Source organism: Asticcacaulis sp. AC460 (genome assembly GCF_000495795.1).
Lineage (GTDB): Bacteria > Pseudomonadota > Alphaproteobacteria > Caulobacterales > Caulobacteraceae > Asticcacaulis.
Window position 1 is genome coordinate 1 of the sequence record NZ_AWGD01000038.1, and the last position, 25,834, is coordinate 25,834.

General features: G+C 61.8%; 24 protein-coding genes. 14 read left to right on the top strand and 10 right to left on the bottom strand.

The window, feature by feature from the left end; genetic code table 11:
- Positions 1–139: 139 nt before the first annotated feature.
- The 3 genes from ada to alkB are packed head-to-tail and all read left to right on the top strand — an operon-like array spanning position 140 to position 2,551.
- The gene (gene ada / locus ABAC460_RS0125195; protein WP_031237414.1) at positions 140–1,198 is read left to right on the top strand and encodes a bifunctional DNA-binding transcriptional regulator/O6-methylguanine-DNA methyltransferase Ada; all 1,059 of its coding nucleotides are present in this window, start codon (positions 140–142) and stop codon (positions 1,196–1,198) included.
- Positions 1,195–1,959 (top strand): 2OG-Fe(II) oxygenase, encoded by a 765-nt coding sequence (locus ABAC460_RS44670; RefSeq protein ID WP_023455372.1) that lies wholly within the window; start codon positions 1,195–1,197, stop codon positions 1,957–1,959. The genes ada and ABAC460_RS44670 overlap by 4 nt, the downstream gene beginning before the upstream one ends.
- Positions 1,949–2,551, top strand: a complete 603-nt coding sequence (gene alkB, locus ABAC460_RS44675) for a DNA oxidative demethylase AlkB (RefSeq protein ID WP_023455373.1) — start codon at positions 1,949–1,951, stop codon at positions 2,549–2,551. The genes ABAC460_RS44670 and alkB overlap by 11 nt, the downstream gene beginning before the upstream one ends.
- On the opposite strand, the gene ABAC460_RS44680 is transcribed toward alkB, so the two are convergent.
- Complete coding sequence (locus tag ABAC460_RS44680; RefSeq protein WP_023455374.1) at positions 2,548–3,018, bottom strand: response regulator; 471 nt, start codon at positions 3,016–3,018, stop codon at positions 2,548–2,550. The two genes, alkB and ABAC460_RS44680, sit on opposite strands and share 4 nt — an antisense overlap.
- A 179-nt stretch (positions 3,019–3,197) precedes the next feature.
- Between ABAC460_RS44680 and ABAC460_RS44685 the strand changes: the two genes are divergently transcribed.
- The 3 genes from ABAC460_RS44685 to ABAC460_RS44695 all read left to right on the top strand — a co-directional run bounded on the left by ABAC460_RS44685 (position 3,198) and on the right by ABAC460_RS44695 (position 5,678).
- Positions 3,198–4,691, top strand: coding sequence for a sensor histidine kinase (locus ABAC460_RS44685; protein ID WP_023455375.1), 1,494 nt, complete (start codon positions 3,198–3,200; stop codon positions 4,689–4,691).
- A gap of 4 nt (positions 4,692–4,695) precedes the next feature.
- On the top strand, positions 4,696–5,151 hold the full coding sequence (locus ABAC460_RS44690) for a response regulator (protein ID WP_023455376.1): 456 nt from the start codon (positions 4,696–4,698) through the stop codon (positions 5,149–5,151).
- Positions 5,152–5,225: 74 nt separating this feature from the next.
- Complete coding sequence (locus tag ABAC460_RS44695) at positions 5,226–5,678, top strand: SRPBCC family protein (RefSeq protein ID WP_023455377.1); 453 nt, start codon at positions 5,226–5,228, stop codon at positions 5,676–5,678.
- A gap of 233 nt (positions 5,679–5,911) precedes the next feature.
- Here ABAC460_RS44695 and ABAC460_RS44700 read toward each other — a convergent pair whose 3' ends face one another.
- Both ABAC460_RS44700 and ABAC460_RS44705 read right to left on the bottom strand, forming a co-directional pair.
- Complete coding sequence (locus ABAC460_RS44700; protein WP_023455378.1) at positions 5,912–6,973, bottom strand: LacI family DNA-binding transcriptional regulator; 1,062 nt, start codon at positions 6,971–6,973, stop codon at positions 5,912–5,914.
- 356 nt (positions 6,974–7,329) lie between these two features.
- Positions 7,330–8,103, bottom strand: a complete 774-nt coding sequence (locus tag ABAC460_RS44705; RefSeq protein WP_255346549.1) for a FadR/GntR family transcriptional regulator — start codon at positions 8,101–8,103, stop codon at positions 7,330–7,332.
- A gap of 272 nt (positions 8,104–8,375) precedes the next feature.
- Between ABAC460_RS44705 and ABAC460_RS44710 the strand changes: the two genes are divergently transcribed.
- A complete protein-coding gene (locus ABAC460_RS44710) occupies positions 8,376–8,792 on the top strand; it encodes a DUF3592 domain-containing protein (protein WP_023455380.1) in 417 nt (138 codons plus the stop codon).
- Between the two features lie 74 nt (positions 8,793–8,866).
- On the opposite strand, the gene ABAC460_RS44715 is transcribed toward ABAC460_RS44710, so the two are convergent.
- On the bottom strand, positions 8,867–9,184 hold the full coding sequence (locus tag ABAC460_RS44715) for a hypothetical protein (RefSeq protein WP_023455381.1): 318 nt from the start codon (positions 9,182–9,184) through the stop codon (positions 8,867–8,869).
- A gap of 5 nt (positions 9,185–9,189) precedes the next feature.
- The gene (locus ABAC460_RS48630; RefSeq protein ID WP_023455382.1) at positions 9,190–9,465 is read right to left on the bottom strand and encodes a hypothetical protein; all 276 of its coding nucleotides are present in this window, start codon (positions 9,463–9,465) and stop codon (positions 9,190–9,192) included.
- A gap of 1,332 nt (positions 9,466–10,797) precedes the next feature.
- On the opposite strand from ABAC460_RS48630, the gene ABAC460_RS44725 reads away from it, so the two are divergent.
- From ABAC460_RS44725 to ABAC460_RS44740, 4 genes are all read left to right on the top strand, one after another.
- Complete coding sequence (locus tag ABAC460_RS44725) at positions 10,798–12,879, top strand: alpha/beta hydrolase family protein (protein WP_023455385.1); 2,082 nt, start codon at positions 10,798–10,800, stop codon at positions 12,877–12,879.
- Positions 12,879–13,763 carry a class A beta-lactamase gene (gene bla, locus ABAC460_RS44730; RefSeq protein ID WP_023455386.1) on the top strand — a complete coding sequence of 295 codons (885 nt, stop codon included), beginning with the start codon at positions 12,879–12,881 and terminating at the stop codon, positions 13,761–13,763. Before ABAC460_RS44725 ends, bla begins: the two co-directional genes overlap by 1 nt.
- Positions 13,764–13,895: 132 nt before the next feature.
- Complete coding sequence (locus tag ABAC460_RS44735) at positions 13,896–14,405, top strand: methyltransferase family protein (RefSeq protein ID WP_031237418.1); 510 nt, start codon at positions 13,896–13,898, stop codon at positions 14,403–14,405.
- A 31-nt stretch (positions 14,406–14,436) separates the two neighbouring features.
- Positions 14,437–15,360, top strand: coding sequence for a glutaminase (locus ABAC460_RS44740; RefSeq protein WP_023455388.1), 924 nt, complete (start codon positions 14,437–14,439; stop codon positions 15,358–15,360).
- 114 nt (positions 15,361–15,474) lie between these two features.
- On the opposite strand, the gene ABAC460_RS44745 is transcribed toward ABAC460_RS44740, so the two are convergent.
- Positions 15,475–16,380 carry an MBL fold metallo-hydrolase gene (locus tag ABAC460_RS44745; RefSeq protein ID WP_023455389.1) on the bottom strand — a complete coding sequence of 302 codons (906 nt, stop codon included), beginning with the start codon at positions 16,378–16,380 and terminating at the stop codon, positions 15,475–15,477.
- Positions 16,381–16,492: 112 nt separating this feature from the next.
- Between ABAC460_RS44745 and ABAC460_RS44750 the strand changes: the two genes are divergently transcribed.
- Complete coding sequence (locus tag ABAC460_RS44750; RefSeq protein ID WP_023455390.1) at positions 16,493–17,437, top strand: hypothetical protein; 945 nt, start codon at positions 16,493–16,495, stop codon at positions 17,435–17,437.
- Here the strand turns inward: ABAC460_RS44750 and ABAC460_RS44755 are convergent.
- Positions 17,434–18,822 carry a protein adenylyltransferase SelO family protein gene (locus ABAC460_RS44755; RefSeq protein ID WP_023455391.1) on the bottom strand — a complete coding sequence of 463 codons (1,389 nt, stop codon included), beginning with the start codon at positions 18,820–18,822 and terminating at the stop codon, positions 17,434–17,436. The two genes, ABAC460_RS44750 and ABAC460_RS44755, sit on opposite strands and share 4 nt — an antisense overlap.
- 193 nt (positions 18,823–19,015) lie before the next feature.
- Positions 19,016–19,666, bottom strand: coding sequence for a hypothetical protein (locus ABAC460_RS44760; protein WP_023455392.1), 651 nt, complete (start codon positions 19,664–19,666; stop codon positions 19,016–19,018).
- A 25-nt stretch (positions 19,667–19,691) separates the two neighbouring features.
- Here ABAC460_RS44760 and nhaA point away from each other — a divergent pair, with 25 nt between their 5' ends.
- Together nhaA and ABAC460_RS44770 are read left to right on the top strand one after the other, a co-directional pair.
- Positions 19,692–20,936 carry a Na+/H+ antiporter NhaA gene (gene nhaA, locus ABAC460_RS44765; protein WP_023455393.1) on the top strand — a complete coding sequence of 415 codons (1,245 nt, stop codon included), beginning with the start codon at positions 19,692–19,694 and terminating at the stop codon, positions 20,934–20,936.
- Between the two features lie 239 nt (positions 20,937–21,175).
- On the top strand, positions 21,176–23,809 hold the full coding sequence (locus tag ABAC460_RS44770; RefSeq protein ID WP_023455394.1) for a TonB-dependent receptor: 2,634 nt from the start codon (positions 21,176–21,178) through the stop codon (positions 23,807–23,809).
- Positions 23,810–24,069: 260 nt separating this feature from the next.
- On the opposite strand, the gene ABAC460_RS44775 is transcribed toward ABAC460_RS44770, so the two are convergent.
- Together ABAC460_RS44775 and ABAC460_RS44780 are read right to left on the bottom strand one after the other, a co-directional pair.
- Positions 24,070–24,429: a hypothetical protein gene (locus ABAC460_RS44775; RefSeq protein ID WP_023455395.1), complete on the bottom strand. Its 360-nt coding sequence runs from the start codon at positions 24,427–24,429 to the stop codon at positions 24,070–24,072.
- Between the two features lie 134 nt (positions 24,430–24,563).
- Positions 24,564–25,772: a tetratricopeptide repeat protein gene (locus tag ABAC460_RS44780; protein ID WP_023455396.1), complete on the bottom strand. Its 1,209-nt coding sequence runs from the start codon at positions 25,770–25,772 to the stop codon at positions 24,564–24,566.
- Positions 25,773–25,834: the final 62 nt, after the last annotated feature.

The following is a 25,834-nucleotide window of genomic DNA, read 5'->3' on the forward strand; positions in this document are numbered from 1 at the left end:
AAGTGGAGAGGAGAAGTAAGGGACGTTGGCAGGGGAATGTGGACACGACTTAATTTGACAGCAAGGGCCGGAGCGCGCAGGTTCACAGTGTCGCCTATTGTGCCGTCATCGAGATGTCATACATGTAGGAGAGACCCCGATGAATGCCTTGCCCAATACCAGTACCGACCCCCGATATGACGCTGTCGTTCGTCGCGATGCCGCGTTCGATGGGCAGTTCTGGTTTTCCGTCGCCACCACCGGCGTCTATTGCCGGCCTTCGTGTGGCGCCCGTACGCCCAAGCCGCAGAATGTCGGGTTTCATTTGAGTTGTGATGACGCCGAGGACGCGGGTTTCCGGGCGTGCAAGCGTTGCCATCCGCGCGGTGAGTCGCCCAAGGCGAAAATGGCCGCCGTTATTGCTGAGGTGTGCCGGTTTATTGAGACGGCTGAGGTTGAGCCGCGGTTAGAAGAGTTGGCTGAGCGGGCGGGGTTGAGCGCCTATCACTTTCATCGCCAGTTCAAGGCGGCGACCGGCGTGACGCCTAAGGCGTATGCGGCGGCGCATCGGGCTCGGAAGGTGCGCGAGGGTTTAAGCGGCGGCGAGACGGTGACCAACGCGCTGTATGATGCCGGATTCGGCTCGAACGGGCGGTTTTACGAAACGTCAAACGCCATATTGGGCATGACGCCGAAACAGTTCAAGGCCGGCGGCAAGGATGCCGATATCCGCTTCGCCATCGGTCAAAGCCGATTGGGCGCCGTGTTGGTGGCCGAGAGCGGCAAGGGGATTGTCGCCATATCGTTGGGCGATGATCCGGATGCCTTGGTGCGCGAGTTGCAGGACCGGTTTCCGCAGGCGCGGTTGACGGGGGATGATCCGAAGTTTGATGCGCGGGTGGCCCAGGTCATCGGCCTGGTGGAGGCACCGGGGACGGGGCTGGATTTGCCGCTGGATATTCGCGGGACGGCGTTTCAGCAGAGGGTGTGGCAGGCTTTGCGGGCGATTCCGGCCGGAAAAACCTTGAGTTACGCGCAGTTGGCGGAGGCGATTGGGTCGCCGGCGGCGGTGCGGGCTGTGGCGGGGGCTTGCGCGGCCAATACGCTGGCCATCGCGGTGCCGTGTCATCGCATCGTGCGGACGGATGGCAGTCTGTCGGGCTATCGTTGGGGCGTCGAGCGCAAGCGCGATCTATTGCAGAGGGAGCGGGTGGCATGAGCGAGTATCCCGCCTATGGATTGATCGATGAGGCTGTGGAGGCGGGGGATCCACCTCAGCCGGCGCGTGAGCGTAAGGCTCTGATCGACTGGACGTATCTGGCCGGGGAGCTGGACCGGTTCGGCTGTGCCGTGCTGCCGGGATTGGTCAGCCACGAGACGTGTCGGGACCTGGTGGGCTTGTATGAGGGCGGGCGGTTCCGCAGTCATATCCATATGGCGCGGCATGGCTTCGGGCAGGGCGAGTACAAGTATTTCGCCTATCCGCTGCCCGATGTGGTGAGCCGGTTGCGGGAGGCGCTGTATCCGCCTTTGGCGGTGATTGCTAACCGTTGGAACGAGCGTATGGACGTGGCTGCGCGTTATCCGGAAAGGCATGCCGAGTATCTGGCGCAGTGTCATGCGGCGGGTCAGGCGCGGCCGACGCCGTTGTTGTTGAAGTATGAGGTCGGCGATTACAATTGCCTACATCAGGACCTGTATGGTGAGATGGTCTTTCCGCTGCAGGTAGCCGTGTTGCTGTCCCAGCCGGAGGAGGAGTTTACCGGCGGGGAGTTTGTGTTGACCGAGCAGCGGCCGCGGATGCAGTCACGGCCGCAGGTGGTGCCTTTGCAGAAGGGCGATGCGGTGGTGTTCGCCGTGCATAACCGGCCGGTTCAGGGCGCGCGCGGGGATTATCGCGTCAATATGCGCCATGGGGTCAGCCGTTTGCGCAGCGGGCGGCGGTTCGCCATGGGTGTGATCTTCCACGATGCAGGCTGATCTGTTCGGCGTCGCGTATCCGCCGGGATTGGCGGCGTTGCGTGGGTTTGCCTTAGCGGAGGCAGAGGCCTTGTTGGCGGTGATCGGGCAGGTGTCGGCTGTGGCGCCGTTCCGGAATATGGTCACGCCCGGCGGGCACGCCATGTCGGCTGCCATGACCAATGCCGGCTTGGGGTGGGTGACCGATCGCAAGGGATATCGCTATACGGCGGAGGATCCGGAAAGCGGGGCGCGGTGGCCGGATTTGCCGGAGGTGTTGGTGGGGTTGGGAGCGCGGGCAGGGGCTGCGGCCGGGTTTGCCGGGTTCACGCCGGACGGGTGTTTGATCAACCGGTATGATGTCGGGGCGAAGATGGGGCTGCACCAGGATATCAATGAAGGCGATATGTCGGCGCCGATCGTGTCGGTGTCGCTGGGGGCGCCGGCGGTGTTTCTGTTCGGTGGCTTGAAGCGCAGCGATCCGGTGATGAAGATCGTTGTCGAGCACGGCGATGTGGTGGTGTGGGGCGGGCCGGCGCGGTTGGCCTATCATGGCGTCATGCCGGTGAAGGCCGGCGTGAGGTATAATCTGACGCTGAGGAAGGCGCTTTAGGCGAACTGCTTCGGTTCGCTTTCCGGGGGGAGTTGCATCAGCGCGAACCAGTAGTCCTCGATCTTGGCGACGATGTCGTCATAGGTGTCCGTCGTCACCGGCTTGGTGATATAACCATTGGCATAACGGTCATAGGCGCTGGCGATATCGCCTTCGGCAGCCGAGGAGCTCAGCACAATCACCGGTATGCGTTTAAACGCCGGATCGTCCTTGACCTTGCTGAGGAAGTCGTGGCCGTGCATGTGCGGCAGGTTCAGGTCCAGCAGGATCAGGTCCGGCCGCGGCGCGTCGGCATAAGGACCTTCGCGGCGCAGGATCGACAGGCCGGCTTCGCCCGTTTCCGCAACAGTAATCTCGCTGGGCATGCGCGCCCGGCGAAAGGCGCGGCGCGTCAGGACGGCGTCGCCGTGATTGTCTTCGATCAGCAGAACCTGGGCGCTGCGCGCCTGCTCCGAAAGCCTGGTCATTGTATGCCTGTTACCTGTCCCCGAAGCGAAACTGTGACACCAATTTGCGCGGGTTCGCAAGGCTAATTCAGATAACGAATGTTTGCTGAGACCGGATCACATTTTGGGGCGTTTTCCCGCCGGACGCGAAATCACAATCATGCTATAGGGCGGGAATCTGTTGTTCGCGAGGCGCCCCGATGAACCACGACATGGCCACCTTCATGCCGCATGGCTACTGTTTCCTGTGGAAACCGGGCATCCTGTGGCTGCACGTCCTGTCGGACTTAGGGATAGCCGTCGCCTATTTCGGCATCCCCCTGGTGTTGTGGTATTTCGTCCGCAAACGGAAGGATCTGCCGTTCCAGTTGGTGTTCCTGCTGTTCGCGGCGTTCATTCTGCTGTGCGGGACGACCCACCTGTTCAATATCTGGGTGTTGTGGAACCCGGACTACTATGCCGAAGGCGCCATCAAGGCTGCCACCGCGATCGTGTCATTAGCCACGCTGGGGGTTACGATGCGTTTGATCCCACAGGCCCTGGGGCTGCCCAGTCCGGCGCAGCTGAAAGAAGCCAACGCTAAGCTGGAGGAGGCCAATCTGAAGCTGGAAGCCCTGTATCGCCAGGTCGAGGAAGAGGGCCGGGTGGTGCTCGGCTCGGTCGTCAACAATGTCGGTGAGGGCATTATCACGCTGGATGAGACCGGGCGGATCGAAAGCTTCAACGCGGCCTGTGAGGCGATTTTCGGCTATGAGCCCGACGATATTTCGGGCCAGCCCTTGTCAGTATTGGTGCCCGATGCCGAGGACCGCCACCGGGTGTGGCTGGCGGTCGGCGCTTCGGGCCAGGAGGTCCAGGCGCGGCGCAAGGACGGTACGGTCTTCCCGGCCGACCTGTCGATCACGCCGTTCGAGGTCGCCGGCAAGCGCCACCACACCGGCATTATTCGCGATATCACCCGCATCCGCCAGGCCGAGGAAAGCCGCCATCGTCTGCTGACGCGGTTGACGGAGTCCAATACGGAACTGGAGCGGTTCGCCTATGTCGCCTCGCACGACATGCAGGAACCGCTGCGGATGGTGATGAATTTCAGCCAGATCATCGCCAAGGATTATCACGACAAGCTGGACGACGAGGGCCGGGAGTATCTCAAGATCGTCGCCGACAGCGCCCATCGGATGCGCGACATGGTCCAGGACCTGCTCGACTATGCCCGGCTGGGGCGCGAGGGCGTGCGATCGGGCGAGGTCGACCTGATGGTCGAGTTGCAGCATGTTCAGGACAATCTGGCCACCTTGCTGAGCGAAAGCCAGGCCGAGATTTCGTGCGTGTCGCTGCCGAAGATCCGCGGCAATGCCGTCCAGATCATGCGGTTGATGCAGAACCTGATCGCCAACAGCGTCAAATATCAGCCCAAGGGGCAAACGCCACGCATCCACATCTATGCGTCGGATGAGGGCGACAACTGGTTGATTGCGTTTAAAGACAATGGCTTGGGGATCGAGCCGGGCTTTGTTGAACAGGTGTTTGAACCCTTCCGAAGGTTGCACACGTGGGATGCTATTCGCGGTACGGGATTAGGGCTGGCAGTTTGTCGCAAGATCGTCGAAAATCACGGTGGCAGGATCTGGGCCGAATCGGAGCCCGGCAAGGGCAGCACCTTCCTGTTCACCCTGCCCAAGACGAAAGCGTAAGACGATGAGTAACCTGTTGATCCGTGAAGGCCGCGCCGCCGAAATCCTGCTGGTCGAGGATAACCGCGGCGACGTCCTGCTAGCGTCGCGCGCGTTTAAAGAGGCGCAGATCGAGAACAACCTGACCGTCGCCGGGACGGCCGAGGAGGCTTTGGCGATTTTGCGGGCGTCGCTGGAGGAGGGGGTGCGGTTGCCCGACATCATCCTGCTGGATCTCAATCTGCCGCGGATGAGCGGGACCGACCTGCTGGGGATCGTCAAGGGTGACGAGGCGTTGCGGCATATCCCGGTGATCATCATGTCGTCCTCGACTGCCGATGTCGATGTGGCAAAGAGTTATGACCGCCATGCCAATGCCTATATCGCCAAGCCGGTCGACCTGGAAAAGTTCCGCCAGGTGATCAACAGCATCGAGCAGTTCTTTTTCATACTCGCCATCCTGCCGGCCGATCGTTCCTAAGGTCTTGTCAGGGGCGGAAGCTATGTTAGGGTTGCTTTTTCCGGGGTTTGGCCGGGGTTTGGGAGTCGTCGCGTATGGCCATCGTCTTCGAACACAGTATCGACGTGCCGCAGTCGCCGAACCAGGTTTTCAGCCTGATCGACGACTATAAGAAGGTGCCGCTGTGGGCGATACGGTGCGAAGGCGTGGCCAAGCAGGGCACCGGGCCGAACAAGGTCGGAGACAAGCTGCGCTATGCCTATTGCGAAAGCGGCAAGCATGGTTTGATGGACGGCGTCATCGTTACCCAGGACCAGGACAGCCGGCTGAGCTACAAATACTACGACAAGATGATGCAGGTGTTCGTCGATTTTCGGCTGGAGCCGGATGGGGCTGGGACGCGGTTGACGCATCGTATCGAGATTACGCCGCATTCGTTTATGGCCAAGTTGATGAGCCCGATGTACCGGATGAAGCTGCCCAAGCAGACGGTGGCGGCTATGGAGGCTTTGCGGGGGCTGTTGGCGAAGGAATACGCGCCGGCTTAAGGGACCTGTGGCGACGGAAAGATCGGCGGGCCAAATCCCCCACCGTCTCATTTGCTTCCAGCAAATGATCCACCTCCCCGTATAACGGGGAGGGATTTAATTTAATATACCAACGGCATTGGGAAGTGACTGCTAAGAAGACCCCTCCGTCTCGACGCGCTTCGGCCCATAAGGGGCCTCGCTTGCTCGCCACCTCCCCATCTTCGATAGGGAGGAGAAGAAAGTAGGTGTCCCTATACCTTCGGGGCGGGGGCGGAGGTTTGGCGTTCGATGATCTCGAAATCGCGAACCTCGCGGCGGGGTTCGAAGGTGGCGCCTGTGCGCTTGGCGCGAATCTGAAGCAGCAATAAATCCACCGCCTGGGACGCCATCTGGATCGTTGGTTGCCGCACCGTGGTCAGTTCCGGCCACACCGTTGTCGCCGTCGTGGTGTCGTCAAAGCCGACCACCGTCAGTTCGGCCGGGACATGGACGCCGAAGCTGTGGGCATTGGCCAGGACGCCGGCGGCCATATCATCGTTCGATGCGAAAATCGCGGTCGGCCGGTCGGGGCGGCCCAGCAGTACCGCAGCGGCGTCGAAACCGGAATGGTAGTCGAAATATCCCTGCACGACCAGGTCGACATCGACATCGAGCCCGGCCGCGTTCATGGCGGCGTAGAAGCCTTCTGTGCGGAAGTCGCTGGCGCGGTTGTTCGGGTGGCCCTTTATGAAGCCGATCCGGGTGTGGCCCAACTCGACCAAGCGGGTGGTCATGGCAAACGCCGCGGCGTGGTCGTCGACGGCGATGGTGGTGCGGCCGGGGGGCTGTTGGGCGGCGGCAATGCCGACGGAGGGCAGGTTGACGCGGTCGAGCGCCAGGGCGACGCGGTTGGAGTTGGAAATCGGCGCCGGCAGGAGGAAGCCGTCGATGCCGGCGGCGGCCAGGTCTTCGACGGTTTCGACGGCTTCGTCCAGGCCTTCGCATTTGGCGATGGTCAGCCGGCAGCCGTAGTGGCCGGTCTGGGTCAGGGCGCCGATCAGGATCTCGTTCAGGTAGGAGGTCGACGGGTTAGTGTACAGCACGGCGATCTGGGTGTCTTCGCGGGCGGCCAGGGCGCGCGCCGAGGTGCTGGGGGCGTAGTTCAGCGCGGCGACCGAGGCCAGCACCTTCTGGCGCGTTTCTTCGCGGACATTGGTTTCGCCGTTGATGACCCGGGACACCGTCATGGGCGAGACGCCGCTGTGTTTGGCTACGTCATGGATGGTGGCGGCGTTGCGCGATCGGCGGCCGGGTTTTGCGGGCTCATTGTCCATGGCGTAGTCGGGGCACCATCTGTCGGTCTGTGTCCAGTGCTAATCTGTGCGGGCGTCAAAATCAACGCGGATCGAAGGGAGGCAGGGGATAGGGGAGGGATATGGCTGAAATGGTACGTATATCATTTTTCAGGTCGGACAATATCGCACAGAGGTGCGGATTAGCCGCATATGTCCTCCACCGCTTGCGGGGGAGGTGGCAGCGCGCAGCCCGTAGACGAAGTCGAAGGGCAAGTCGCTGACGGAGGGGGAGCCGGGAACTCGGAGCTTGTAACGCCCCCTCCGTCTCGACGCGCTTCGGCCCGTAGGGGGCCTCACTTGCTCGACACCTCCCCCGTAAACGGGGGAGGATAAGATTAGGCGGCGCGGGTATTGGCGGGGATGGGCTCCAGGGTCGAGCGGATAAGGGTTTCCGTCACCCAACGCGCCTGGGCGTCGTCCTCACGCAACACGGCATCCAGGATCATCCGGTGTTCCTCCAGCGAAGCGCGGACGGGGATGTTGCGGCGCGACTTGTAGGAATTCGTCCAGAACACCGCCGCCTCGATGGAAGCCGCCAGGGGCAGGAGAACCGGGTTGTTCGCCGCTTCGATGATCGTGCGGTGGAACTGAATCTCGGCGCGGCGCGCCGTTTCCTCGGTCCGCTTGTCATCGGACATGATGTCAAAGGCCTTTTGCAGCCGGATCAGGTCGCGGTCCGTCCGGCGCCGGGCGGCCAGGCCGGCAGCCTGGGGCTCGATGGTCAGCCGCAGCTCGAAGAGCGAGCGGATAAAACGTTCGTCCGGGTCGGACAGGCGCATCCAGAACAGCACAAGGGGATCGAGCAGGTGCCAGCGGCCGCGCTCGGTGACGATGGTTCCGGCTTTTTTGCGCGGTTCGATCAGGCCCTTGGAGATGAGAATGGCGAGCCCTTCGCGAATGGCCGTGCGGGACACATTCCAGTGCGCGGCCAGGGTCACTTCGGTGGGCAGGGCCTCGCCGACGGCATAAAGTCCGCACACAATGTCCATGCCCAGCTGCTGGGCGATGGAATCGGACAGCCGGGAACTGGGGGCGGCCGTGCCGTTTGTGGGAGCGATACCATGTTGGATCGGAAGAAATCCGCCTTGATTTTCAAGGCGTAAGTCCATTTCCGGAGGGTCGATCGGAAGGAAATTCACCTAAGTCGCCTCCTGAATGGTAAGTTATCATTATATATGCGGGCAAGTTGCCGTTTCGTCAATCAAATTGACGGACAAAAGCCCGCTTCGCCGACGTTCGTCGGCGAAGCGGGTCGCCCGAAGCCTTGGCGAAGGGGGAAGGGGCAGGTGAAACGACACGTTCCATCCGTCTTCCTGCCGGTGGGAAGTTGCGCTATCCTGTCGTTCGCCGGCTCACCGGGGGATACACGGGGGATATTTCAATGAAACGTTGGGTGGTGGCCAGTCTTGCTGGCGTCGGCGTATTCGCGGCTACGTTTGTCGTCTTCGGCGTGCCAACCTGGCTTACCTGGCGGGCCGAAAAGGCACTTGAGCGATCTGCCGTGCAGACAGAGGCAATCATTACCCATTTGCGGCCTCACGACCACGGCACCTGCAGTTACACTTTCGAGGTCGGCGACAAGCGCTTTACTGGCCTGGGGCGCGGTTGCAGCACCGAGCAGGTGGGGCAGAGGATTGGCATCTACTACGCAGGCGACGATCCCGAAAATTCTTCCAATGAAACACCCGGCAGCTGGCGGTTTCCCTATGTCTGGCTGTTCTGGATGCTGGTCGTCATGCCGGGCTTCGCGGCGTTCGGGGTGTTGCAGGCGCGAAAGACGCCGGACCTGGGCGAGTGATGCCATACGTAATAGCGTATTTCGTCGGCAAGACGTCATGTTCAAGTGTCGACATGGGTGCGTTAGGAGGACGATCATTCCATGTCTTTGGGCAGCCTTGCGGCAATGTTCATCCGTTGTGCATACAAGGCTTCAAGCGTTATGGCGGCATCGTCGGCCAGCCGGAAGAATACGGACACAGGAAAGTCTTTTAGCCCCCATTTTCGAAATTCTTTGCCTTCCAGCCAGATATAGACTGGGCAGGCAGTGGGGCGCTTTGCGATGAAATTTACTGCGTCATCAAGTTGACCGACGAACTTCAGAGCGACAGGCGATCCCGCCCGCTGACGATAATCCGCGGTCAGTTCCAAGACCTGCCGTTTGAAGAGCTGGCTTCGGAGAATTCTGACCATTTACGTTATTCGATCGCGGCGCGGCGCGCATCATCCAGGTCTTTCGAGGTCCATTCCTCGTAGCTATTTTCCCGCAAGGACTGGGAGAGCAGTGCCTGTACGTCGGCGCGTTCGCGGTTCTGGTTGCGCTCCATGTGACGGCGCACCAGATCACGAATGAACTCGCCCGGTGACTCGTAAAGTGCGCCCTTGCCGGTAATTTCGCCGACGTAAGCTGCCAGTGGATCAGGTAGGGTGGTGTTGAGGCGTTTTACCATCTTCGTATCGTGGGCTTGTGCCATGAGTGGGAACCTCCAGACATGAGGAATAGTCACACAGATGCGCGCTACGTGTCAATTTTATGCGCGTTGAATGCGCACTCGGTTTGTCCTTGCACAATTTACTCATTCCATAACCTGTCCCCGAAATTATCCATGTCCCCGAAATTATTCTCCAATAGCGCAATTGATGCCTCTCACCGAGATCTGCGACTATCGCATGGGTATCGGAAACTGCGCCTCGTCACTGGACGCAAGGAGATCCTCCATCGACGACAAAGGCTCCATCTCGCTATCGGACATGATATTCAAATCCTCTCTGATCAGGTCCGTTGGCAACTACTCTGGGCGATCGCCAGTTTGAAGACGTGGTCTATTTTCGTTGGCTGTTGATATTCAGATATTTGGCATAGCTGTGAATGAACAAACGGCTCATTATATTTAGATCAGGTACGTAAATTCGAATCCAGACCAATTCGATGGGAGACGTTGTAGCATGGCGCAAAAGCCTGCGAAGACAAGAAAAACAGTCGCTACGTCGCGTTCAACAGGTGGTATTGGTTTCGATTTCGAAGACCAGGTAGCCGCTTGGTTTTTGACGACTATTCTCTCTGGACGACCTGTTTTGGGTATACGCGATCGAACATTTCGTGCAAGCATTCTTTCACACCCCCATCCCTCCTGTCTCAACTTCGAATTTCTTTGCAATATGGCGGGGAATGGTAGAGGAAGTGACGGCCTTGCCTTGGTACAAGGGCAGGAGATGGTTCCGTAGTGAGAGGATTCTTAGGGGGCTGATGGGGTTTGGCTTTGAAAGCACCTTGTCTCGCCTAACTGGATACGAAGCAGAGGTCTTGGCTGCTCGAGATCTGTACCGAAATTGGGCTGATAGCCACCTTCCAAACAACGAGGACAACGTTTCGGCGTTTGCCCATTTTCTTACTTCAGATTTTGGGAAACCGGTTCGCAATGAGGGTACAATCTGGCTTGCTGACCTTATCGACGGCAACCTTCGTCTCACGAATTTGTACCGGGATGGAACTGGGGATAACCTCGTAGCTTTGGTGGAAGCCGTTATAGCCAAAGCCGGGGCAGATTTGGCGCGAAGCAGTGATTTGAAGGGGGCGCTTGTCAAGCTATCGGCAATGCTGGTGTCTGCTAACGTTCCGTCAGCTCTGGCACTCCAAGACAGGGTCGGTCGTATAGGGGTAAATTGAACGGATTCTCAAAATAAACGGCCGGCATCAAAGGGACTGCCCCCCATTAATTCTTCGTCATAACGCGGTTCGGTTCTCGACATCCGTGGTAAAGGGGTTAAAACCGAACGCAACTTCGTAACAGTTGAGACGGTTGCCCATGTTCTTTTCCCGCTCCCTGAAAGCCTTGTGCCTGACGGCATCCGTGTCGGTTGCTGCCCTTGCCGGCGCGGCGAATGCGGCCGAGCCCTTCACCTATAAAGACATGCTGATGCTGGACCGGCTCAGCGCGCTCCAGGTCGACGGTTCGGGGAAATATGCCGCCTTCCAGGTGCGCGCCACCGACATGGACAAGAACAAGGGCGTCACCTCGATCTGGATCAAGGACCTGAGCGCGCCCGCCGCGGCCGAGCGCAAGCTGGCCATCTCCGAAGGCGGGGCCAGCAATCCGCAGTGGTCGGCCGACGGCAAGACGCTCTATTTCATCTCATCGCGGTCGGGATCGGACCAGGTGTGGAAGACCGACGCCACGGGGGCTACCGCGACCCAGGTGACCAGCCTGGCCTTGGATGTCCAGGCCTATCAGCCGACGCCGGACGGCGCCGGGGTGGTGGTCGCTTTGGCCGTGTTCCCGGAATGCCCAGCGGGCGTCGAGATCGAATGCACCACGTCCAAGCAAACCGTACGCAAGCACCAGCCATGGAGCGGCGTGGTCTACACCAAGCTATTCGTGCGGCATTGGGATACGTGGGCCGACGGCACACGCAACCATTTGTTCTATGTGCCGTTCGGCGGGGCGGCGGTGTCTTTGACCGACGGCGTCGATGGTGATGTGCCGTCCAAGCCCTTTGGCGATGAGGCCGAGTTCACCATTTCTCCTGACAGCAAGACCGTCTATTATTCGGTGCGGATCGCCGGCAAGACCGAGCCGTGGAGCACCAATTTCGACCTGTATTCGGTGCCTTTGACAGGCGGCGAGGCGACCAACCTTACCGCTGCCAACCTGGCCTGGGATACGTCGCCGCGGCTGTCGCCCGACGGCAAGACGTTAGCCTACAAGGCGATGAAGCGCCCGGGCTTCGAGGCCGACCGTTTCGACATCTTCCTGCGCGACCTGAAGACCGGCGCGGTGACCGCGGTCGCCGGCGATTGGGACCGCAGCGTCGATGATTTGAAATGGTCGAAGGACGGCAAGTCGTTGTTGGTCACCGCCGGCGATGTCGGGCTGGAGCGGTTGTTCCGCGTCGATGTCAAGACCGGCAAGGTCATGGCTTTGTCGCAGGACGGCCATATCGACGCCTTTGCGGAGACAGGCGGCAGCTTTGTGTATCTGAAGAGCGCGATGAATTCGCCGTCGCAACTGTATGCCGCCAATTCGAAGGCGATGTTCGTCGATATGGGGGCGCGCAACCTGACCGGGCTCAATCCGGTGCTGAAGGAGCGCGCCTTTGGTGACTATGAGCAGTTCAATTTCAAGGGCTGGAACGGCGAGACGGTGCACGGCTATGTCGTCAAGCCGGCCAATTACGAAGAGGGCAAGACCTATCCGGTGGCCTTCCTGATCCATGGCGGGCCGCAGGGTTCGTTCGGCGATTCCTGGTCCTACCGCTGGAACCCGCAGACCTATGCCGGTGAGGGCTTTGCGGTGGTGATGATCGATTTCCACGGCTCGACCGGCTATGGCCAGGCGTTCACGGATGCGATCTCGCAGCATTGGGGCGACCGGCCGCTGGAGGACCTGCAGAAGGGCTGGGGGTTTGCCCTGTCGAACTACAAGTTCCTGGACGGCGACCGTGCCTGTGCCCTGGGGGCGTCCTATGGTGGCTATATGATCAACTGGATCGCCGGCCAGTGGAAGGAACCGTGGAAGTGCCTGGTCGAGCATGACGGTATTTTCGACTCGCGGACCATGGCCGAAGAGACCGAGGAGCTGTGGTTCTCGGAGTGGGAAAACGGCGGCGTGCCCTATGGCAATATGGCCAAGATGGATGAGTTCAATCCGGCTTTGCATGCGCATAAGTGGTCGGTGCCGCAGTTGGTCATCCATTCCGACAAGGATTACCGCGTCGTGCCGGGGCAGGGGATTGCGACCTTTACGGCCTTGCAGCGCCAGGGCATCGAGTCGGCGTTTCTGCGCTTCCCGGATGAGAACCATTGGGTGTTGAAGCCGCAGAATTCGATGAAGTGGCATCAGACGGTGTTCGACTGGCTCAAGGCGCATACGGCGGAAGAGGCCAAGTGATGCTGCGGCGGGCGTTCCTGGCTGGATTGACCGTTTTTCCGTTGGCGGGGTGCGACCCGAAAACGGCGGACAAGGTCGCGGCCGGGGTCGATTTTGCCGCGGCGATGTTGGACATCACCAAGCGGCATGGCGGGCGGATCGGGGTGTCGGCGATCGATGCCGGCAGCGGCGGGCGGTTGTCGGTGTCGTCGCAGGAACGCTTCGGCATGATGTCGGTGTTCAAGTGGATACTGGCGGCGGCGGTTCTGGCGCGGGTCGACAAGGGCGAGCTGAAGCTGGACCAGGTGGTGCGGTTTGGGCGTAAGGACCTGGTCGGATGGTCGCCGGTGACCGAGAAGAAGGTCAAGGACGGCAAGATCACGGTCGGGGAGCTGTGCGCGGCGACCGTGTCGAAGAGCGATAATGCGGCGGCGAATCTGTTGCTGCCGCTGGTTGGCGGGCCGGAGGGCTTGACGAAGTGGATCCGGTCTTTGGGGGACGGGGTGACGCGCGTCGACCGCAAAGAGCCGGAGATGAATAATGTCGCCGAGGGCGATCCGCGTGACACGACGACGCCGGAAGCCATGACGCAACTGCTGCAGATCGTGTTTACCGGCGCGGCTTTGGAAGCGGCGAGTATCAAGCAGTTGCGTGAGTGGATGGTGGCGACCTCGACCGGAGACAAGCGGATACGGGCGGGGGTGCCGTCGGGCTGGACCGTGGCCGACAAGACCGGCACCGCCAATGGCGCGGTCAATGATGTCGCTGTGATCTGGCCCAAGAGCGAGATGACCGAGGGGCCGATCTTCCTGTCCATCTTTACCGTTGGTGGGACATTGGAGCCGGAAGCCAAGGAGCAGGTCGTGGCCGATATCGCGCGGCTGGTCTGCGACGTGTTTGCCTGATGGGGTGGAGTTGGCGGAAGGCGGTGGTATACCCCTCCGCCGGCTTCGCCGGCACCTCCCCACTTCGTGGAGAGGAGGGAGTTTGCGTAGTCCACTTGCGAGAGACCTGATTGCAGGAGATTGATGCCGGCCATGGCAAAGGTCAGATCTGGAAAATTCGGGGCGATTGTGGGGTCGGCCCTGTTCTTTGTGGTGGCGCCCTGTGTCATGGGCGGCGTGATCCCGTGGTGGATCACCGATTGGTGGATGAAGCGCGGCCATGAGGGGCTGCGGTATCTGGGGGCGGCGCTGATCGTGCTGGCCGTGCCGGGGTTGGTGGATTCATTTGTGCGGTTTGCGGTGCAGGGGTTGGGGACGCCGGCGCCGGCGGCGCCGACCCGGAACCTGGTGGTGACCGGGCTGTATCGCTATACCCGCAACCCGATGTATGTCGCGGTGGCGGCGATGATCTTCGGCCAGGCGTTGCTGTATTCCAGTCCGTGGTGCGGGGTGTATGGCGCGGCCTTCTGGCTGGTCACGCATATATTTGTCGTGATGTATGAAGAACCCGCGTTGAGCCGCCAGTTTCCGGAGGATTATCCGGCGTACAAGAAGGCCGTGCCGCGCTGGCTGCCGCGTTTGACGCCGTGGCGAAAGCCTTGACAGACTCAAGGTGGGCGGGTTTGTCGGGGCTATGAAACAGTCCATCTCCCTGGCCGATGTGCTCGGCGAAATCAGCGTCCTGGTCCGGCCGCATTTCGGCAAGGGCCGCACCGCGCAGTATATTCCGCAACTGGCGGCGGTCGATCCGTCGAAGTTCGGGATGGCGGTCGTGACCGTGCGCGGCGAGGAGTATGTCACGGGCGATGCCGATGAGCCGTTTTCGGCCCAGAGCATCACCAAGCTGTTCTCGCTGGGGCTGGCGCTGAACCGGATCGGCGACGAGGTGTGGACCCGCGTGGGCAAGGAACCGTCGGGGACGCCGTTCAACTATCTGTCGCAGCTGGAGCACGAGCAGGGCGTGCCGCGCAATCCGTTCATCAATCCGGGCGCTTTGGCGGTGACGGATATTCTGCTGGATGTGGTGGCGGAGCCGGCCAAGCTGGTGCGCGATTTCATGGGCATGCTGGCGACGGAGCCGTTGGTGATTGATGGGGAGGTCGCCGAGGGCGAGATCGTCACGGCGCACAAGAACCGGGCGATCGCCAATCTGATGCGCGAATTCGGCACGATCCAGCATGATCCCGAGGCGGTAATTGCCGCCTACTGCCGCCAGTGCGCGATTACGCTGACCTGCCGGCAGCTGGCGCGGGCGGCGTTACCTTTGGCGGCCGGAGGGTTCTCGCCGGTGGTCGAGGAGACGGTGTTTCCGCAGCGGCTGGCACGGCGGTTGAACGCGTTGTTGCTGACGTGCGGGATTTATGACTCGGTGGGGTCGTTCGCCTACCGGGTGGGTTTGCCGGCCAAGAGCGGGGTCGGCGGGGGGATTGTCGCCATCGTGCCGGGCCAGGCGGCGGTGGCGGTGTGGTCGCCGGAGCTGGACCGGTTCGGGACGTCGGTGGTGGGCGCCTATGCGCTGGAGCATTTCAGCCAGTTGACGAACTGTTCGGTGTTGTGAGCTACGGCGCTTTCGAAAGAAAGTCGCCCCACCACCATTTCGCTCCACTTCGCTTTGCTCGTTCCCGCTCATGGTCCCCCTCCCCACGCGAAGAGCGCGGGGAGGTATCAGAATTTAGGTTTTGCACCAGGGGCTGTTGCCGGCGTTGGCGCGCAGAAGGCCGGCGTAGTAGTCTGCCATGCCTTCGACCCGGTCATCAGGGGCGCCGTGCAGGTCGGCTGTGGCGACCGTCCAGTCGGTCGCGCATTCAGCCGTGGGGCGGATGGAGGTCGCGCAGGAGATGAAGCCTTCGAAGGCCGTCTTGTAAGTGGCGAATTGCGCGCGGTTCATCGGCGCGCCGTGGCCGGGGACGGCAATGACGAAGTCGGTCGCCCAGATCTCGTCCAGCGCCGTTTGCCAGCCCAGCGAGCAGGCTGTGTCCAGGAACGGCACCGGCAGGGTGACCAGGTCGCCGGCCGCCACCACTTTCGATTTGGCGTCGTAGACCCAGATATCGCCTTCGGTGGCGGCGTTCGGGGCAAGGTGGAGGGCGAGCCCTTCGAGTTGGGTGGCGGCGGTGACCACGACGTCGGGTTTCATGGTGTCGATGCGGTCGAGCGTCGCCATGTCGCCGGCAATCTCTGCCTTGATCTCGGGTGAGGCCTGGCCGCTGTCGATATAGGCCTGGGCCTGTTTGACGCTGTTCGGGATGAAGCCATCCAGGGCGCCGTCCAGGGCGCCGGTGGCGTAGACCTTGGCGCCCCATTTGGCCTTCAGGTCGGCATTGCCGCTGATATGGTCGAGGTGCCAGTGTGAATTGATGATGGCGCTGACCGGTTGGTCGCCGACGAAGTCGAGGATCGCCTGGCGATGCTCGAGGTGGCGGCCGGTGTCCATGACGACCAGGCCGCTGTCACCGCGGAAGATGACGGTGTTGCCGTCGGGCTGGCGGTTGGGCTCGAAGCTACCCGGGATCAGCCAGACTCCGTTGGTGACGGGTTGCGATGCCAGCGCCGCGGCGAAGATCAGGGCTGTTGTCATGAGCGTATCCTCCGCGGGAGGAGACTAAACCGCAAAGCGCGGATCGGCTAATTACAAGGCGTTAATCCCTGTGTGGTAGGGTTTGCGCGATCGAAAATCGGAGAAGCCGACCATGACCACCAGCCTTGCCGCCCTTGCCGCCGACCTGACCCAGCGCGCCGAAATCGGCGCCGAAGATGTGTTGGCCCTGCGCCGGCTGGTCTGGCAGGACGGTGGCGTCAATGTCGAGGAAGCCGATGTCCTGATGGCGCTGAACAGCGCCTGCCCGGCGCGGGCCACGGAATGGGTCGACTATTTCGTCGAAGTCATGTGCGACCATGTCGTTCATCAGCAAAAGCCGGCCGGCTATGTCGACGACGCCAAGGCGCAGTGGCTGATGAAATGGATCGACCGCGACGGCAAGGTCGATACCGTGGCCGAGCTGGAACTGCTGGTGAGGGTGCTGGAAATGGCAAATGCCGTGCCGCAGGCGCTGAAGACCTATGCCTTGAAGCAGATCGAAGCCGCCATCCTGACCGGCGAAGGCGTGACGCGGAAAACCGGATTGCTGGTTGGCAATGGCGTGCTGGACAAGGGCGCCATCAACGATACCGAGGTCGAGTTGCTGCGCCGGGTGATCTATGCCCAGGCCGGCGACGGCAATTACATCGTTTCGCGCGATGAGGCCGAGCTGCTGTTCCGCCTCAAGGACGCCAACCTCAATGCCGGCCATAGCGCGCAATGGCCCGACCTGTTCGTCAAGGCCATCGCCAACCACCTGATGGCCCATGCCGCCTATCAGCCTTTGACGCGCGATGAGCAGTCGAACCTGGATGCCTATACCGCCGATACCAGTGTCAGCGTATTGCGCTTCGTCAGCCGCATCTTCACCGGCAAGGTGGATGCCCGGGTGTCGTACCGCAACAGCTGGGACGATGAGGCCGCGGCGAAGGTCGATGCCGAGGTCACGGCGGGCGAAACCGACTGGCTCACCGGGCGGATCAATGTCGATGGCGCTCAGGATGTGCTGGAAACCCAGCTGCTGAACTTTATCCGGCGCGAACAGCTGCGGGCTTAGAGGTTGAGCGCGCGGCGCCAGGTTTCTATCGCGTCCAGCTTGGCATAAAAGGCCGACCAGTCGTCGCGCTCGGCGATGTCGGCCCAGATGGTTTCGATTTCATCGATCAACAGGGTTTCCGGGTTGGGTTTCTTGAAGCGCGGGTGATCGAGTTTCGCCGGATCGGCGGTCTCGTAGGCTTCGAGCGCTGTGCGGAAGGTTGTGAACGCTTCGCCGGTGTAGTGTTCGGCGCGCGGACTGGCCATGGCGCGGTTGTGGCTGAGCTTGCCACCGAACCAGTCATAGAACAGGCCCTCAAAGCTCCCATCATAGGCCAGGCTGCTGAGCAGCGGAAACAGGCTTGTCAGCAAGGGCTGGTTGTCGGTCAGGGGTAAGATGTTCAGTCGGGCGCAGACAGCCAGGGCGAATTCGGCGTCGTAGCGTTCCGGGCAGGTGTTGAAGGCGGCGACCAGGGGTTCGCTGTCGGTAATGAGCGTCAGGCTGCGGCCAAGCTGGCCCAGGTTCCACAGCACCGTGTCGGGCTGGCGGGCATAGGCATAGAGGCCGGCGTGGTCGAAATAGGCGGCCGTAAAGCCCGGCTGGTACCACGGCAGGAAGCGATAGGGGCCATAGTCGAAGCTTTCGCCGGTCATGCTCATATTGTCGGTATTGAGCACGCCATGGATGAAGCCGGCCGCCATCCAGCGCGCTGCCAGTTTGGCGTTGGCGGAAACGACGGCGTCGAACAGGCCGGGGATGTCCTGGGCCGTCGGGTGGTAGTTGGCGATGATGAAGTCGCACAGGCCGCGCATGGTGTCGGCGTCGTTCAGCCAGGCCAGGCGTTCGAACGTGCCGAAGCGAAGGTGCGAGTGCGACAGGCGGGTGAGCACCGCCGAGCGGGTGGGGGAGGGCTCGTCGCCACGATGCAGGGCTTCGCCGGTTTCGATCAGCGAGAAGGATTTCGAGGTCGGGACGCCCAGGGCTTCGAGCATGGCGGTGGCCAGGACTTCGCGGACGCCGCCTTTCAGGGTCAGGCGGCCGTCACCGCCGCGCGACCATGGGGTTTGACCCGAGCCCTTGGTGCCGAGGTCGAGCAGCCGGCCCTGGTCGTCGCGAAGTTGGGCGAAGAGGAAGCCGCGGCCGTCGCCCAGGTCCGGGTTGTAGTGACGGAACTGATGGCCGTGATAGCGCAGGGCCAGGGGTTCGGGTTGGTTGTCGGGCAGGGGCCGGAAGCGGCCGAAATGGCTGGTCCAGGCTTCGTCGGTGAGTGTGTCGAGGCCGGCGGAGGCGGCCGCGCGGTCGTTGCGGTAGCGCAGTATCGTCTGCGGGAAGTCGGCGGCCTTGACCGGGTCGTAGAGCGGCAGGGTGGACTGCGCCAGGCGCGGATCGGGGAGGTATTCGGACATGGTGGGGAAATAGGGGTTTTAGGCGGTAAATGCCAGAGTCTGTTGAAGGGCCGGTGGGATTACCCCACCACCGCACCTCATTCGCTCCGGTCATCGGCCCGAGGCCTCTGACCTACACTCACTCGAGCGGTCCCCCTCCCCAACAAGTGGGGAGGAGCAAGAAAGAGTGGTCCGACCTTCAACTAAGCTTAGCTTACGGGCAGGTTTTGACCTCTTCCCAGGCCATCAGGGTCAGGTTGCCGTCAAGGTCTTCGAAGACCTCCGCCCGCGCCTTGCGGGTGCGCCAGCCCGACGTCTCGCGGAAAGCCCGGCGGACCTCCAGGCACAGCTCGTAGTTCGTGCCGGCCACCACCTGGGAATTGACATACTCGATGTCCTTCAACAGGTAGCCGATCGGCGCCGCGTCGGCGGCAAAAGCCGCTACCGCCCGGGCCTTGTTCTTGTCGCGCAACGGTTGGAAGCCGCCAACAACAGGCGGTTCGGGGGCGCGTTTCGGCGCGGCTTCCGGGCGGGGAGACAGGGCGACCGGCGGGGCTGCCGCAGGCGTCGGGGCCGGTTTTGCCGCCGGAGGTGCTGCGGAAGGCTGAGGGGCAGGCGCGGGCTGAGGCGCAGGCCTGGCCACAGGTGCCGCCGGCGCTGCCGCGACGGCCGTTACCGGCTTTTCGGGCGCCTTTTCCTTCTTGGCCTTCGGCTTGGCTTGTGGTTCCGGTTGCGCCACGGCGGGCGCGTCATTCTCATGACCGAAGGGCAGTTCGCCCTTGACCATGAAGTCGGGCACCTGCGGATTGGCGCAGGCGGTCAACATGGCAAGCAGGGCCAGGACGGAAACGGTTTGGACGCGCATGGCCACCCTCTAGGTCAATTCGGCTGTGATCCTGCCGGTTTTGCTTGGCCACGGCAAGGGCGGTGTCTACAAATTCCCCATGACACAGTTCGGACGATTCACCCTCGAATTCCTTAAGACCGAAGCCGGTTCGGGATTTATCCTGGCCGCAGCGGCTTTGGTGGCGTTGGTCTGGGCCAATTCGCCGTGGGCATCGGCCTATTTCGGCTTTGTTCATTACCATTTCGCGATCGAGGCCGGCGTCTGGCGTTTCAATGAAAGCGTGCTGGAATGGACCAAGGAAGGCCTGATGGCCGTCTTCTTCTTTCTGGTCGGGCTGGAGATCAAATACGAGATTCTGCGCGGCGAGCTGTCCAGCCCGCAAAAGCTGGCCCTGCCCGTGGTGGCGGCGCTGGGCGGGATGGTCGTGCCGGCGCTGGTCTATGTTGCGGTCAATCTGGGCGGCGACCTGCGCGGCTGGTCCGTACCGGTGGCGACCGATATCGCCTTTGCTTTGGCGGTGCTGGCCATGGTCGGTAAGGGCCTGCCGACCAGCCTGCGGGTGTTTCTGCTGACCTTGGCGATTGTCGACGACCTGGGGGCGGTGCTGATCATCGGTCTCTTTTACAGCGGCCATTTCGATGCCCTGTGGATTGCCCTGCTGGCCGGAGTGATCGCGGTGATGGCGGCGGTGAAGGTTCTGAAGTTGGGCCGCGCGGGATCAGGCCTGACTTATGGGCTGCTAGCGGTCGTGGCCTGGTTCGTCACCATGAAGGCGGGGATCAGCCCGTCCCTGACGGCGGTGGCCTGTGCGTTTTGTGTCACCCTGCACGGAGCGAAGGGTAGCGAGGACGAGGGCGTGTTGAAGACCCTGGCGCACGATCTGCACCCCTATGTGGCGTATCTGATCCTGCCTTTTTTCGCCTTTGTGGCTTCGGGATTTTCGCTGAGCGGCATGGGGTTCGATTCGCTCCGCGATCCGCGCTTTCTGGGGATCGCCGCCGGGCTGTTTATCGGCAAGCCGGTCGGGATTTTCGCCGCCTGTTATCTCGCAGTTGCGACGAAAGTGGCGCAAAAGCCGGATAACGCAACGGAAGGCCAACTGTTCGGGGTGTGTCTTTTATGCGGCATAGGCTTCACAATGAGTCTCTTTATCGGCGCCCTGGCCTTCCCGGGCGGCGACGCGGCGGCTCAAAACGCCGTGAAATCGGGGGTTGTCGTCGGGTCAATCCTGTCGGCCTGCGCGGGTGCAATATGGCTGAGGGCGCGCAAACCTGCCGTAGCGGCATGAAATTTAAGATATTGATTTTCAACGGGAAGAGAATCGTGGGAACAGGTTGTTAAGGGCGATGTCCCATTTTGGGTCAAGAAATCTTGTGCGTCGCAGTATTCAAATTCCGGACATTTGTTTCCGTGCACGTCATGTGTTACACAAAAAAGTAATCATGGCGCCGCTGTTCAAGGCCGCGGCGGGATGCCAAGACAAAGAAAAAAACCTCAAGCAGAGACGAAATTACCTAAGGGAAAGACATGCAAAACGCCCCGCAATTACTTAAAGTTCGCCACATCGCCTTGCTGATGGCCGGAGCCGCCGGCGTGGCCCTGATGGCCGCTCCCGCCCTGGCCCAGGATGCCCCGACCGAGGACGGCACCGTCATCGTTACCGCCCAGAAGCGCGCCCAGCGCCTGCAGGATGTGCCGATCGCCGTGACCACCCTGTCGGCCAAGACGCTGCAGGAAGCCGGCGTCCGCGACATCAAGGACATGCAAATCCTGACGCCGGGCCTGACCGTCACCTCGACGCAGAACGAGACACTGACGACCGCCCGTATCCGGGGCGTCGGCACGGTGGGTGACAACCCCGGCCTGGAATCTTCGGTTGGCGTGGTCATCGACGGCGTCTATCGTCCGCGTAACGGCGTCGGCTTCGAAGACCTGGGCGAAATGGACCGGATCGAAGTCCTGAAGGGCCCGCAAGGCACGCTGTTCGGCAAGAACACCTCGGCCGGCGTCATCAACGTCATTACCAAGAAACCACAGTTCACCTTCGGCGCCGACGGCGAGGCCACGGTCGGCAATTACGGCACGACGGGCTTTGCCGGTTCGGTGACCGGCCCGATTACGGACGAAGTTGCCGGCCGCCTGTACATCGCGTCGCGCAAGCGTGACGGCTTCAACAACGTCAATACCGGCGTCGGTCCGCGCACCATGGACAATGACGGCGACCAGAACTTCCACACGGTTCGTGGCCAGCTGCTGTTCGTGCCGAATGAGAATATCGATATCCGCGTCATCGGCGACTACAGCCACCGCGATGAGCATTGCTGCGTCTCGGTGCAACTGCGCACCGGCCCGACCGGCGCCGCGATCAACGCCCTGAGCGGGGGTAATGGCGTGGCGACCACGCCGAATATCGACGACCGTCTGGCCTATGCCAACCGCGACACCCATCAGGTAGTGCGCGACGGCGGCGTGTCGGTCGAAAGCAACATCAAGCTGCCGGATCTGTTCGATTCGACCCTGACCCTGGTGACCGGCATCCGCGACTGGAAGTCGACCAACGGCCAGGACATCGACTATACTGGCGCCGACATCCTGTACCGCAAGGACAATGGCGACTTCAACGCGCGCTTCAAGACCTTCAGCCAGGAAGTCCGCCTGGCCGGCGCGACGGAGAACCTGAACTGGCTGGTTGGCGGCTTCTACGTCAAGGAAGAGCTGACCCGTAATGACTCGTATGTCTACGGCGCGCAGTATGAGCCCTATGTGGCTCTGTTGCTGGCCGGGGCACTGCTGCCGGCGGCGACGCCGACGGCCACCAAGCTGCAGACGGTAAGCTTGCTGACGGGACGTCCGTACGGCACCAGCTATGCCGCCGGTGCGCAGGCACGCGACCAGTATACCCAGGATGTCGAGAGCTGGGCCTTGTTCACCAACAATTCCTGGCAGGTGACCGAGCAACTGGAACTGACCCTGGGCCTGCGCTACACCAGCGAATCCAAGAAGATGACGGCGCTGTACACCAATTCCGGCAACCAGCTTGGCTGCCAGGCGGGGCTGGGGCAGTACCAGAACGCTGCGGCCAAGTACGCGGCGGCGGCGGCCGCCAATCCGGGCAATCCGTCGGCGGCGCGTCTGGCGGCAATCGGCGCCGGTGCCAATCCGTACTGGGTCGGCGCCATCCAGGCCGGTGCGGCCCCGACGGTTGTCGGCGCCCTTTGTCCGTTCTGGGCCAACCCAGCGTTCAGCAACCGCCGTGTCGAGGACGACAACAGCGAGGGCAATCTGTCGGGCACGCTTAAGGCGGCGTGGCGCTTCAACGACGACGTCATGCTGTATGCTTCGTATGCCCGCGGCTACAAGGCCGGCGGCTTCAACCTGGATCGCGCCCAGACGGGCATTACACCGGACGCCGACCTGTGGTTCCCGGCGGAAACGGTCGACTCTTACGAACTGGGGATCAAGACGACCCTGCTCGACAACAAGCTGAGCGTGAATGTCACGGCGTTCGACCAGAAGTATGAGAACTTCCAGCTCAACACCTTCCTGGGCACCGCTTTCGTGGTCGAGTCGATCCCGGAAGTGTCGTCGAAGGGCTTCGACGCCGACTTCTCGTGGCGGACGCCTCTGACGGGCCTGACCCTGGCCGGTGGCGTCACCTATACCGATACGGTGTATGGCGACTTTACGGCGGCCGACCTGGTCAATCCGTCGCACTTCCCGGGCCTGTCGCTGCTGCCGGGTTCGCAGATGTCGTTCGCGCCGAAGTGGAGCAGCTCGGGCGTGATCAGCTGGAGCGGCAATGTCGGCGACCTGCGGGCGTTTGCCAACCTGACGGCCAAGTACCAATCGGAATACAATACCGGTTCGGATCTGATCCCGTTCAAGGAACAGCCGGCCTATACGCTGTACAATGGTCGCCTGGGCATCGGTTCTGCCGACCGCCGCTGGACGGTGGAAGTGTGGGGCCAGAACCTGACGAACGAGACCTACCGCCAGGTGGTGATCAATGCGCCGCTGCAGGGCACGGGCTTCCAGTCGACGGTTCAGTCGGGTGGTTCAAATCCGGGCACCTATTATGACGCGGCGAAGGATACCAATACGTATGATGCGTTCCTGGGTGCGCCGAAGACGTATGGTGTGACGTTGCGGGTGCGTTACTAAAAGTTATGGGGTGTGGGGCCTGCGGCCCCACGTCTTCCTTCCCTTCAAGAAAAAACCCTGCCCTTTTGGGGGCAGGGTTTTTTCTTGAAATGAGGAGGCGAGGGTTGTGGGCTTCACGACCCCATTCGCTATTATTTATCCAAGCTAGAAGGGGCTGAGTTTGTAACGCCCCCTCCGTCTCGACGCGCGTCGCCAATGGCCTTCGGCCTGGCTTGCTTGCTCGACACCTCCCCCGCGAGCGGGGGAGGATAGGTCGAACCTTACTCCGGGAAGCCGCTGACGCCCAGGGTGCTGGCGCCCTTGGCTTCGTAATTTGCCTTGAAGCCGGCGGTCTTCTTGTTGGCCGCGCTCTCGCTGGCTTCCCAGTTGCAGATGCCTTCGACCGGGGAGGGCTCTGATGAATACATGCTGGTCGTGTAGCTGTTGTCGGCCAGGAACTTGACGAACTTGTCGTACAGCGCGTCGGCGTCGGCTTTGTCCGCCGCGAAGGCCTGGGTGTACAGGACCTTGTTTTTGTCCGGGCTGTAGGCCTGGCAGGTGACGTAGCCGTCGGCGGCCTGAGCCAGGGCGGGGAGGGCGAGAAGGGCGGCTGTGGTGAGGGCCGTGATGATGAGTTTCATGGTTGGTGCCTTCTGAAAAATTGGAATTGTGTTGAGGGTTCGAGCTTCCGGCGCCCCCTCCGTCTCGACGCGCTACAGCCTTCGGCTTTCGCTTGCTCGACACCTCCCCCGCGCAGGCGGGGGAGGATAAGAAATCAGAGCTGCTTGGCGGCCTCGATCATTTCGGGTTCTTTCATAATTTCGATCGACTGGGTGTGGCCGTGGTTCGCAGCTCGCTGGTACCAGCGGGCGGATTCGACCACGTTCTTCTCCGTGCCCAGGCCGAAATAGAGACAGTCGCCGTACAGGTACTCGGCTTCGACATTGCCGCCTTCCGCCGCCATCTTCATGTAGCGCTGGCCGGTCGCCTCGTCCTTGGCGACCAGTTGGCCCTGCAGCAGCATCAGGCCGTAGAGATATTGCGCCCGGTGGTTGCCCCCGTCGGCCGAGGCCTTGATCAGGCGCAGGCCTTCGGTCGTGTCCTTTTCCACGCCGCCCAGGCCGGCCATGTAGTATTCGCCGAGGTCGCCCATGGCGCTGGTATCGCCTTGATCGACCGCCAGGCGCAGGTACTTCGCCGCCTTGACCTGGTCTACGGTTGCGCCGACGCCGAGATAATAGATGATCCGCCCCAGGGTCAGTTGCGCGATCAGTTCGCCCTGGTCCGCCGCCGTTTCCAGCATGGCGATGGCGTCGTCGATCTGCGGATTTTCGTCGGCTTTGTGGTCGTCGAACTCGAAGAAACCCCACAGGGCCTGGGCATAGCTGTCGCCCTTGTCGGCGGCCTGTTTCAGGTAGGTCATACCGCCGGCGCGGTCAGCCGGGCCGCCCTGGGCGTTGACCAGCATCATGCCGTACTGCGCCATGGAGGGAATGTGGCCCTGTTTGGCGGCGGCGCCGAACCATTTGCGCGCCTGAGCGTCGTCGCGCGTGACGCCGTAGCCGGTGTAGTAGATGCGGCCAAGATTGAACTGCGACAGCATTTCGCCGGCCTCGGCCTCCTTGCGGATGCGGGCGATGGTCTGGGCTTCGGTTTCCTGTTTGTAGATGACGAAGGTCCGGGTCGCAACCACACTTTGGGGGCCGTTGTCGACTGGTACGGAGGTGCCTGGTGCACTGCCAGTGTAGGGAGAGGCAGACGAACCGGAAGAACTGGAAGTCGAAGAAGACGTGGAACTGCCGGTGTAACGGTTCGCCTGCATCGAGCGCTCGAAGCTGGCGCGGTCGTTGTAGGCGTCCTGCTGACGCATGGAGCTCATGATGCGCTGGCGGTTGGCCTCGTCATTGGCCGCCGACCATTCGGCATGGGCCGGTACGGCCACAAGCATGGCCAGCAGGCTAGCCGCCAGGAACAGTTTCTTCATAACCTCGTTCTCCCTTGGAACGAGGCTTAGCCGGAGGCGGGTGCGCGGACAATTTACAAATC

Coding starts and splice junctions, on each gene's coding strand:
- ada (WP_031237414.1), top strand. CDS start 140: ATGAATGCCTTGCCCAATACCAGTACCGACCCCCGATATGACGCTGTC.
- ABAC460_RS44670 (WP_023455372.1), top strand. CDS start 1,195: ATGAGCGAGTATCCCGCCTATGGATTGATCGATGAGGCTGTGGAGGCG.
- alkB (WP_023455373.1), top strand. CDS start 1,949: ATGCAGGCTGATCTGTTCGGCGTCGCGTATCCGCCGGGATTGGCGGCG.
- ABAC460_RS44680 (WP_023455374.1), bottom strand. CDS start 3,018: ATGACCAGGCTTTCGGAGCAGGCGCGCAGCGCCCAGGTTCTGCTGATC.
- ABAC460_RS44685 (WP_023455375.1), top strand. CDS start 3,198: ATGAACCACGACATGGCCACCTTCATGCCGCATGGCTACTGTTTCCTG.
- ABAC460_RS44690 (WP_023455376.1), top strand. CDS start 4,696: ATGAGTAACCTGTTGATCCGTGAAGGCCGCGCCGCCGAAATCCTGCTG.
- ABAC460_RS44695 (WP_023455377.1), top strand. CDS start 5,226: ATGGCCATCGTCTTCGAACACAGTATCGACGTGCCGCAGTCGCCGAAC.
- ABAC460_RS44700 (WP_023455378.1), bottom strand. CDS start 6,973: ATGGACAATGAGCCCGCAAAACCCGGCCGCCGATCGCGCAACGCCGCC.
- ABAC460_RS44705 (WP_255346549.1), bottom strand. CDS start 8,103: ATGGACTTACGCCTTGAAAATCAAGGCGGATTTCTTCCGATCCAACAT.
- ABAC460_RS44710 (WP_023455380.1), top strand. CDS start 8,376: ATGAAACGTTGGGTGGTGGCCAGTCTTGCTGGCGTCGGCGTATTCGCG.
- ABAC460_RS44715 (WP_023455381.1), bottom strand. CDS start 9,184: ATGGTCAGAATTCTCCGAAGCCAGCTCTTCAAACGGCAGGTCTTGGAA.
- ABAC460_RS48630 (WP_023455382.1), bottom strand. CDS start 9,465: ATGGCACAAGCCCACGATACGAAGATGGTAAAACGCCTCAACACCACC.
- ABAC460_RS44725 (WP_023455385.1), top strand. CDS start 10,798: ATGTTCTTTTCCCGCTCCCTGAAAGCCTTGTGCCTGACGGCATCCGTG.
- bla (WP_023455386.1), top strand. CDS start 12,879: ATGCTGCGGCGGGCGTTCCTGGCTGGATTGACCGTTTTTCCGTTGGCG.
- ABAC460_RS44735 (WP_031237418.1), top strand. CDS start 13,896: ATGGCAAAGGTCAGATCTGGAAAATTCGGGGCGATTGTGGGGTCGGCC.
- ABAC460_RS44740 (WP_023455388.1), top strand. CDS start 14,437: ATGAAACAGTCCATCTCCCTGGCCGATGTGCTCGGCGAAATCAGCGTC.
- ABAC460_RS44745 (WP_023455389.1), bottom strand. CDS start 16,380: ATGACAACAGCCCTGATCTTCGCCGCGGCGCTGGCATCGCAACCCGTC.
- ABAC460_RS44750 (WP_023455390.1), top strand. CDS start 16,493: ATGACCACCAGCCTTGCCGCCCTTGCCGCCGACCTGACCCAGCGCGCC.
- ABAC460_RS44755 (WP_023455391.1), bottom strand. CDS start 18,822: ATGTCCGAATACCTCCCCGATCCGCGCCTGGCGCAGTCCACCCTGCCG.
- ABAC460_RS44760 (WP_023455392.1), bottom strand. CDS start 19,666: ATGCGCGTCCAAACCGTTTCCGTCCTGGCCCTGCTTGCCATGTTGACC.
- ABAC460_RS44770 (WP_023455394.1), top strand. CDS start 21,176: ATGCAAAACGCCCCGCAATTACTTAAAGTTCGCCACATCGCCTTGCTG.
- ABAC460_RS44775 (WP_023455395.1), bottom strand. CDS start 24,429: ATGAAACTCATCATCACGGCCCTCACCACAGCCGCCCTTCTCGCCCTC.
- ABAC460_RS44780 (WP_023455396.1), bottom strand. CDS start 25,772: ATGAAGAAACTGTTCCTGGCGGCTAGCCTGCTGGCCATGCTTGTGGCC.